Annotated in this window: 6 protein-coding genes and 2 pseudogenes; 7 read left to right on the top strand and 1 reads right to left on the bottom strand. The window is 45.9% G+C overall.

The features are described 5' to 3' along the window. Nucleotides 1-140 precede the first annotated feature (140 nt). A pseudogene (locus BWI97_RS05260) lies at nucleotides 141-974 on the top strand (glucose-1-phosphate thymidylyltransferase); the annotation flags it as partial. Here the strand turns inward: BWI97_RS05260 and BWI97_RS05255 are convergent. Next, nucleotides 975-1,634 (bottom strand): oxidoreductase, encoded by a 660-nt coding sequence (locus BWI97_RS05255; RefSeq protein WP_102200258.1) that lies wholly within the window; start codon nucleotides 1,632-1,634, stop codon nucleotides 975-977. It abuts the pseudogene before it with no gap. 248 nt (nucleotides 1,635-1,882) lie between these two features. On the opposite strand from BWI97_RS05255, the gene sucD reads away from it, so the two are divergent. The 6 genes and pseudogenes from sucD (at nucleotide 1,883) to gldL (ending at nucleotide 8,459) form a co-directional block, all read left to right on the top strand. Then, nucleotides 1,883-2,773 carry a succinate--CoA ligase subunit alpha gene (gene sucD, locus BWI97_RS05250; protein ID WP_094816294.1) on the top strand — a complete coding sequence of 297 codons (891 nt, stop codon included), beginning with the start codon at nucleotides 1,883-1,885 and terminating at the stop codon, nucleotides 2,771-2,773. Between the two features lie 153 nt (nucleotides 2,774-2,926). Further along, the gene (locus BWI97_RS05245; protein ID WP_158242690.1) at nucleotides 2,927-4,072 is read left to right on the top strand and encodes a DUF4271 domain-containing protein; all 1,146 of its coding nucleotides are present in this window, start codon (nucleotides 2,927-2,929) and stop codon (nucleotides 4,070-4,072) included. A 117-nt stretch (nucleotides 4,073-4,189) separates the two neighbouring features. Beyond that, nucleotides 4,190-4,975 (top strand): uroporphyrinogen-III synthase, encoded by a 786-nt coding sequence (locus BWI97_RS05240; RefSeq protein ID WP_094816296.1) that lies wholly within the window; start codon nucleotides 4,190-4,192, stop codon nucleotides 4,973-4,975. Nucleotides 4,976-5,147: 172 nt separating this feature from the next. Further along, a complete protein-coding gene (locus BWI97_RS05235) occupies nucleotides 5,148-6,098 on the top strand; it encodes a type IX secretion system membrane protein PorP/SprF (protein ID WP_102200256.1) in 951 nt (316 codons plus the stop codon). 307 nt (nucleotides 6,099-6,405) lie between these two features. After that, complete coding sequence (locus tag BWI97_RS05230) at nucleotides 6,406-7,494, top strand: SUMF1/EgtB/PvdO family nonheme iron enzyme (protein WP_102200265.1); 1,089 nt, start codon at nucleotides 6,406-6,408, stop codon at nucleotides 7,492-7,494. Nucleotides 7,495-7,638: 144 nt separating this feature from the next. Then, nucleotides 7,639-8,459 (top strand): annotated as a pseudogene (gldL, locus tag BWI97_RS05225) (gliding motility protein GldL).

Here is an 8,459-nt window from a genome sequence, read left to right as displayed (position 1 = left end):
CGCTCGTTGGAACAGCTCAAACCCGGTGAAGCTTTATTACAGGGACCTATCCTGCTGGCCGTTCGGGCTAAACATCTGGCCCTGAAGATCTCGTACACGACAACCCCAATTTTCAGAAACAGTATTATTGGGATAAAGTAACCGTCATTCAGCGACTGCCGGATCTGGTCGTACACAATGGTGAACAGATTAATACGGATTTCGAACGAATCACGGCAGGCCGTACCAGTCAGCCCATTACCGATCGATTCACGGCGTATTACAACGAAGAACAAATTTTTATCGAAGAAGGCGTCCAAATTCGCTCGGCCATACTCAATGCCGAAAATGGACCGATCTATTTAGGAAAAGACGTACAGATTCAGGACGGTGTGATCATACAGGGGCCTTTTGCGGCTCTGGAAGGAGCCGTGATTAATCTGGGTGGAAAGATGCGGAAAAGTACGACCATCGGTCCTCACTGTAAAGTAGGAGGAGAGGTGAGCATGAGTATTCTGATGGGCTACTCCAACAAAGGACACGACGGTTTTCTTGGGAATTCATACCTCGCCGAATGGTGTAACCTGGGAGCCAATACCAATAACTCGAATCTGAAGAACGATTACGGCAACGTAAAACTGTACGACTATACCACCAAACAATTGGAGGATACGGGTCGGCAATTCGTGGGTCTGTTCATGGGCGATTACTCGAAAGCGGGTATTTCAACCATGTTTAATACGGGTACTGTAGTGGGTATCAACGTCAATCTATTCGGAGCAGGTTTTCCACCTAAACATATTCCTTCTTTCTCCTGGGGTGGGGCCGATACGGGATTTGAACCCTACCGGTTCTCCAAAGCGGTAGATGTAGCTCGGAATACGATGGACCGCCGAGGTCGTCTGTTTACTGAAGAGGAGGAAGACATCTGGAGAGCCGTCTATGCCCTCGAACAGAACGAAATCCCACACGTACCAGATCTGGACGAAGATTAATCAAAATCGCTGCAAAGCATCGGATTCAAGAATATGCTGGCCGGGAATTTCCTGGCTAGCTATATTTAGCATGGCCGAGGCTACTTTGCTGGCCTGAATGCCTTTGTATTTCCGCAGAGGAGGAACGAGGAGAGTAATCGGTGACAGTACAAAGTCCAGTATTTTGCCTACCTCTTCACCCAGGCGAAATTGCTTTCGTTTACCAAGTAAGGTAGCGGGGCGGAAAACAGTATAGCTGCGATAGCCTAATTCGCCAATGGCCGCTTCCACCTGTCCTTTGGTTCGGCTATAAAAAATCGAAGACTGGGCATTAGCTCCAATCGACGATACCAGTAAATACTGCGTTGCCCCGGCCTGAAGAGCCAGTTTGCCCACTTCTACAGGATATACAAAATCAACTTTCCGAAACGCATCCTGCGAGCCGGCCTGACGAATAGTCGTGCCTAAACAGCAAAAAACATCGTTGGCACCTGATACATCCTGGGACGTAAGGTTGTCGAAATCAACGATGCGTTCATCGAGTTTAGGGTGTTTTAGGTGCATCGGACGACGTACCAATGTAATGACTTTCTCGTACCGATCTGATTGTAAGAGTTTGAAAATTAAATAGTTGCCTATCAGGCCGGTGGCTCCGATGATTAGGGCTGTCTTCGCATTCATGACAAACGGGTTTCGGGGAATTTACGCAGGAAAAAGTTCTTGAACCGTACCTTTGCTTTAACTTGTATCAGAGGTACAAAATTCTTATTCCCGAAAAATAATTGGGGTACCTATACCTATTCACCCAAATTTATTTCCGGGGAAATTGCCCAACTGGTCTTAGCTTTCTACTTTTACGCCGGATTTTTCTGTTCCTTGTGGGGAACAGCCACATTCTTTCCGAACTGGCCACTGCAAATCCCATCTCTATGAGTGTATTAGTTAACAAAGATTCAAAAATCATTGTACAAGGCTTTACGGGTTCGGAAGGTACCTTCCATGCCCAGCAAATGATTGAATATGGTACTCAGGTTGTTGGCGGTGTAACGCCCGGCAAAGGAGGCCAGAAACACCTGGACCGTCCCGTATTCAACACGGTTGCTGATGCGGTAAAAGAAACGGGTGCTGACGTATCCATCATCTTTGTACCCCCGGCTTTCGCAGCTGACGCCATTATGGAAGCGGCTGACGCAGGCATCAAAGTAATCGTAACGATCACGGAGGGTATCCCCGTGAAAGATATGGTTGCCGTAAAAGAATACGTACAAGGCAAAGATCTGCGTCTGATCGGACCTAACTGCCCCGGCGTTATCACGGCGGATGAATGTAAAGTAGGTATCATGCCTGGCTTTATCTTCAAAAAAGGAACGATCGGTCTGGTATCAAAATCAGGTACGCTCACGTACGAAGCCGTAGATCAATTGACGAAAGCAGGTTTAGGCCAGACAACGGCCATTGGAATCGGCGGTGACCCCATCATCGGTACGACGACGAAAGAAGCCGTTGAGTTGTTGATGAACGATCCCGAAACCGAAGCCATCGTTATGATCGGTGAAATCGGTGGTGGTATGGAAGCAGAAGCTGCTTACTGGATCAAAGAAACCGGTAACAAAAAGCCCGTAGTTGGTTTCATCGCGGGTCAAACGGCTCCGAAAGGTCGCCGGATGGGTCACGCAGGTGCCATCGTTGGTGGTGCTGATGATACCGCTGAAGCAAAAATGCGAATCATGCGTGAATGCGGTCTGTACGTAGCGGAATCGCCTGCCGTCATTGGCGAGACGATGCTGAAAGCATTGGCTGATCAGAAAGTAAACGCATAAGTAAGAATACGATTCTGTAATGAATCCGTTTTGTGAAACAGCGATGTTAGCGAAACGGACGTACTGAAAGCGAGAGTGGTGGGTAGTGATTTCACTTTTTCGAGCGTACGAAAGCCTGTGGGTAGTTTTCTAACCCACAGGCTTCACTGTTTTTTGCTTTTCTTCCTGTGTTTGCTGGCGGGTTCGACGTTTGCTCAGACGACGGGGCCTGAGGAAGGCTATTTCCTTGTACACGATTTTCGCAATGACTGGCGGGTGTACGATGAAGGAAGCAAGGCGTACGTTCCCTACATTCGCGAAATTCACCAGGATTATGGTTCGTATAGCGTTATTCTTGATTTAGCCCAGAACCGGCATTATTACCTGCTTTATCGATCCAATCAGGAAAATTATTTATTCATCAATGGCTCGTTGCAAAAACAGTTGCCCATTGGTAAATGGACCGTTTTCAAGCTCGATAGTCTGTACAAAGCGTATCCTGATCACCGCGTGCTACTAACGCTGTACGGATCCCAACCGGGTATCGAACAAAAGACCCTACAGATTGGACATAAGGTAGTAGCGGGCCAGAAACCCATTTACGTATCGGAATCGTTTTTACAGGCCCGCCCTCGTGATACCTCACCGTTCGAGAATTTTTACGTACTAACAGCTTTGTTGCTGCTGGTTGCCTACGCGGCTCTGTACCGGGTCTTCCCCCGGGGATTCATCCGGTATTTGAGCATCAAGGACTTACTTACCATCCAAACGCGGGAAGGGGCAGCTCTGGTAACACGTGGATTATTTGAAGTAGCCAACCTGTTATTTCTACTCCTGATCAGTTTTCTGCTCTCCTACCTCTACCAGCTAGTTCGGCATCGAGGCATCGATTTATTCCAGTCGCAGGACTTCTTTTCGTACGAGGAAAGTCTGGGCAAGCTCTTCCTGTATTTCTTTATTATTGGTATTTTAGTCTTCATTGTCTTTATCTTTAAGTATTTAATGATCAATGTCTTAGGTCATATTTACCGTTTTGATAAGATTGTTAATATCCACTTTTTCAAGTCTATTCAGGCATCAGCGATCTTTTATACCTTCCTGGGAATCGTTATGTTACTCATGTTGAATAGCTTTCCATCTCTTACTTTTCACTGGGATACGTTACTGGTTATACCTATTACAGGCTTCTACATTGGGCGTTTATTGTTATTGTACTTTTCCATTAATAAATTGTCTGATGCTAAAAATCTCTACTTATTTTCTTACCTTTGCATCGTTGAATTGGTTCCTTTCATCATTGGGCTCAAGTTTGCTCTTTGAATGGATATGCGTTCCTACGTGTTTAATCAGGAGCTGTCGGAAACATTAAGGTAGTTCTCATGTTATTGAATAAACGCTTTATTGCCATCGAATCTTCTACTTATTTTTTGAATCTGAATGAGTGAAACGACGAACAAGACGGACGAACGGCTCACGAAAGTTTCCAGCATTCTAGTGACGCAAGCTCGTCCTGCCGACGAGAAATCCCCCTACTTTGACTTAGCCCGGGATTACGACATCAAAGTTGACTTTCGGCCTTTCATTGAGGTAAACGGAGTGTCCTACAAGGACTTCCGCAAGCAGAAGATTGATATTCTGGCTCACACGGCTATTATCTTTACGAGCCGTAATGCTGTGGATCATTTCTTCCGCATTTGCAAGGAAGCGAAAATGGAAATGCCGCCCGAAATGAAGTACTTCTGCGTGACTGAGCAAACGGCTAACTATCTGCAGAAATACATTGTAATCCGGAAGCGTAAGATTTTCGTTGGCCAGAAAACGGCTGCTGATCTGCTGGATTTGATCAAAAAGCACAAAACGGAGAAATTTCTGTTCCCCTGTTCCGACAAGCGTCGGAATGACATTCCCGGCTTCATGGTGTCCAATGATATTCACCTGACCGAAGCCGTGATGTACGAAACGGGATCAGCGGATTTATCGGATCTGGAAGAAGTTTTCTACGACATTATCTGTTTCTTCAGTCCATCCGGGGTGAAATCACTGTTCGATAATTTCCCGGATTTCAAACAGAACAAGACCCGGATCGCTGCGTTAGGGCCCACTACAGCCAAGGCTGTAATTGAGGCTAATCTGATTTTGGATATTGAAGCTCCTATGCCCAATGCTCCTTCGATGACCGGGGCTTTGGACCTGTACATCAAAAAAGCAAACGGCTTGAAATAAAAATACTTGACCTGAAAAACCTCCGATTTTACTGATCGGAGGTTTTTTTTATATTCCTGTAACAATCTGAAAATTCCATCGTTTGGTAGTATGCCGGCTAAATGCAGCCGGAGAGTACTGAATTTACCGAAATACTTTCTAGTTTTAGGACTGTGAACGTGTCTGTCTCGCCATGCAAAAAACGCTATACCTATTTATAATTTTATTGTTGGTTTCTTCGGGAGGGCTGTGGGCTCAGCAGGATCCACAGTTTAGCCAGTACATGTACAACCAGTCGTTTTTCAACCCGGCTGCCGTTGGCTACGAAGGGATGACGCGTTTTCAATTGATTCACCGGCAGCAGTACCTGGGCTATCAAAGCAGCTTTTCCGACGATGGCGGAGCTCCTACTACGCAGCTGTTTACCTTTCAGTTGCCCTTGCCTGGCATTAAATCAGCCGTGGGTTTAAATGTGCTTAACGACCAGGCCGGACCGCAACGAAATCAGGAAGTTCAGCTAGCCTATGCTTATCGTATACCCCTGGGAGGTGAACGGACGTTAGCTTTCGGAGCTCAGGGTGGTTTGCTGATCCGTACGATTGATTTTGATAAACTCCGGGCTCGTGACCCCGATGATCCATTGATCGGTACAGGAAAGGTAAATGAATCCAATCCTGACCTAGCCGTAGGTGCTCATTATTCCACACCAACGTATTATGTAGGAGCTTCCATGATTCACCTGAACCGGGCTCGGTATGCGTTCGGTCAGGAGGGAGCTATCAACGCAGCTCAACAAACCTTTTTCGTAAATGGTGGTTACCGTTATTATGTAAACGAAGAAGTAGAAATCAATCCTTCTGCAATTTTTAAGTCAGATATAAATACGTTTTCAATCGAAGCTTCGTTGTTAGCGATGTGGCGTAACTTTGTCTGGGTTGGAGCAGGTTGGCGGCAGGGAGATGGTATACCTGTTTTTGCAGGAGTGAACTGGAACAGATTTAGGATTGGAGCTTCGTATGATATAATTTTAGGCGGAGTAAGTGCTAAATCACCCGGATCTTATTCCATACTACTGAGTTATGGCTTACCAGCACCCAAACCCAACAAACGAATTCCCGTACGGACTCCACGTTTCCGTTTCTAAAATGACAGTTATCCGACTATGAAATTTATACATCTTCAAAGCCCGAAGAAATCGCATTTGCACGTGCATACTGCTTTATCTTACGCTTTAAAGCAATCTGCTAAGACTGTTTAAGCCTTGATTCTCGTAAGTTTAGCGAGCGGAACTTAGTACCAAGCATATTTTTTTTATTTTTGCTGGCTGAGTTAAATACGATAGCTGTGTATTCATCGTTTTTTTGCCGCGTAATCACTACGAGCAATAAACAAGTCTTGTGTTAAAGAAGTAGTATCTAAACGATATTGATAAGAAAAACAACTATATGATCATGAATGAGCGGTATATGAGTAAACGCCTCATTTGGAGTCTTCTGATTCTTGTTCCCATGTTGGTGGTACAGAGTTGCGGTAAAAAAGGTAACAATGCCAGCAACGGAGGCAAAGGTGGAAAGGGAAGTCGCAAAGGGGAAGTAGGTGTCTACAACGGGGAAATTGTTGCCGACGCCCGTAAAGGCTGGAAACAACCGACTCCGTATGGGATGGTTCTGATTCCTTCGGGTTCTTACCTGATGGGTCAGGCCGATGAGGATGTGGCTACGGCTCAGGTAAACTTCAACAAACGGGTTACGATCAGCCAGTTTTTCATGGATGATACCGAAATTACCAATAATGAGTACCGTCAGTATGTAAATGCTATGCTGACGGATTCGGTTTCGGTTTTGGGTGAAGAATACATCATGAGTAAAGTTTACCCGGATACTACAGTTTGGAAGAAAGACTTTACTTACCATAATGGTGACCCCATGACGGAATATTATTATTCAAGTCCGGCGTTCGACCGTTATCCTGTCGTAGGTGTAAGCTGGGATGCCGCTCGTGATTTCTGCCGTTGGCGGACGTCGGTATTGAACGATTACCGCACGAATGAAAATCAGGCCGCTATGCCCCGTTTCGAATTGCCTACCGAATCGCAGTGGGAATGGGCGGCCCGGGGTGGTAAATCCGGTGCGAAATATCCCTGGGGTAACCCTTATGTAGCCAATGGCAAAGGTTGTATGCTCGCTAACTTCAAACCTCAACGTGGAAACTACGATGCGGATGGTTATGCATACACCGCTCCCGCCAATATGTACAACCCCAATGAGTACGGTTTATATAATATGGCCGGTAACGTAGCCGAATGGTGTTTAGATGCCTGGGCTGATAATGCTGCCGTCGTAACCTGGGATTTGAACTCAGATAATATTAATGACGATGAACCTCGTAAAGTGATTCGCGGAGGTTCATGGAAAGATGTAGCTTACTTCCTGGAAACAGGTACGCGTTCCTGGGAATACAAAGATGCTCGTCGTTCATATATTGGCTTCCGTTGCGTTATGCAACACTTAGGTATGTCTTCTGGACGCGAGTTCCGTTAGAAAATTCCAAACACCTGTTAGGTCAGTTTGTCCTGACAGGTGTTTTTATGTACCAACGAATTCATTCCGGATAACCCAGGCATATCATTACATTCCTTATCATCTAATCCAGTCCTTTTCACGTTTTAACCTTTTTATTTACTCATGGCGGCGAAACGTAACGTCTTCTTCGACAAAATTCTTCCTGTAGTTTATAGTGTTGGGGCCGCTGTTGTAATCTTGGGGGCTCTTTTTAAAATTCAGCACCGCCCCGGTGCCGATGAAATGCTGACCATCGGTATGGGTACGGAAGCCGTTATTTTCCTTCTGTTTGCTTTACAGCAATTCGTAGCACCTACGGCTGATTACCAGTGGGAAAAAGTATATCCTGAATTAGATGATAGTTATAAAGGTGAATTACCTACGCGTAGTGCCGCTCCTGCGGTAGCTGCGTCTCCTAACCTGGGTCTGATGGCCAAGATGGACGATATGCTGGCGAATGCAAAGGTATCACCTGACGTATTCAATAGTCTGGGTACCGGCTTACGTAGCCTGACGGATACCGTTGGCAAACTGGGTCAGATTACGGACGCTACCGTAGCTACGAACGAATACGCTAAAAACGTAAAAATCGCTGCGGGCTCTTTGCAGGAAATGAATAAACCTACGGAACGGCTGTCTCAGCCATGTCTGATATGGCTAGTGCAACGATGGATGCGAAAGAATACCGCGTGAAGTTCCAGCAGATTACACAAACGATGGGTGCTCTGAATGCGGTATACGAACTGGAATTGCAGGACACCCAGAAACACCTGAAAGCGATGAATGCTTTCTACGGTAATCTGGCTTCCGCTATGGATAATATGCAGGAAGCTTCCAAAGATGCTCAGCAATTCAAGAGTGAAATGGGACGCCTGACGAACAACTTACAGTCGCTCAATAACATTTACGGCGGTATGTTGTCGGCTATGAAAGGCGTACAATAA

It is taken from the genome of Siphonobacter sp. BAB-5405, from assembly GCF_002872335.1.
Classification (GTDB): Bacteria; Bacteroidota; Bacteroidia; order Cytophagales; family Spirosomataceae; genus Siphonobacter.
The sequence above is the reverse complement of the archived record's forward strand: the minus strand, read 5'-3'. Positions and strand labels throughout refer to the sequence as shown.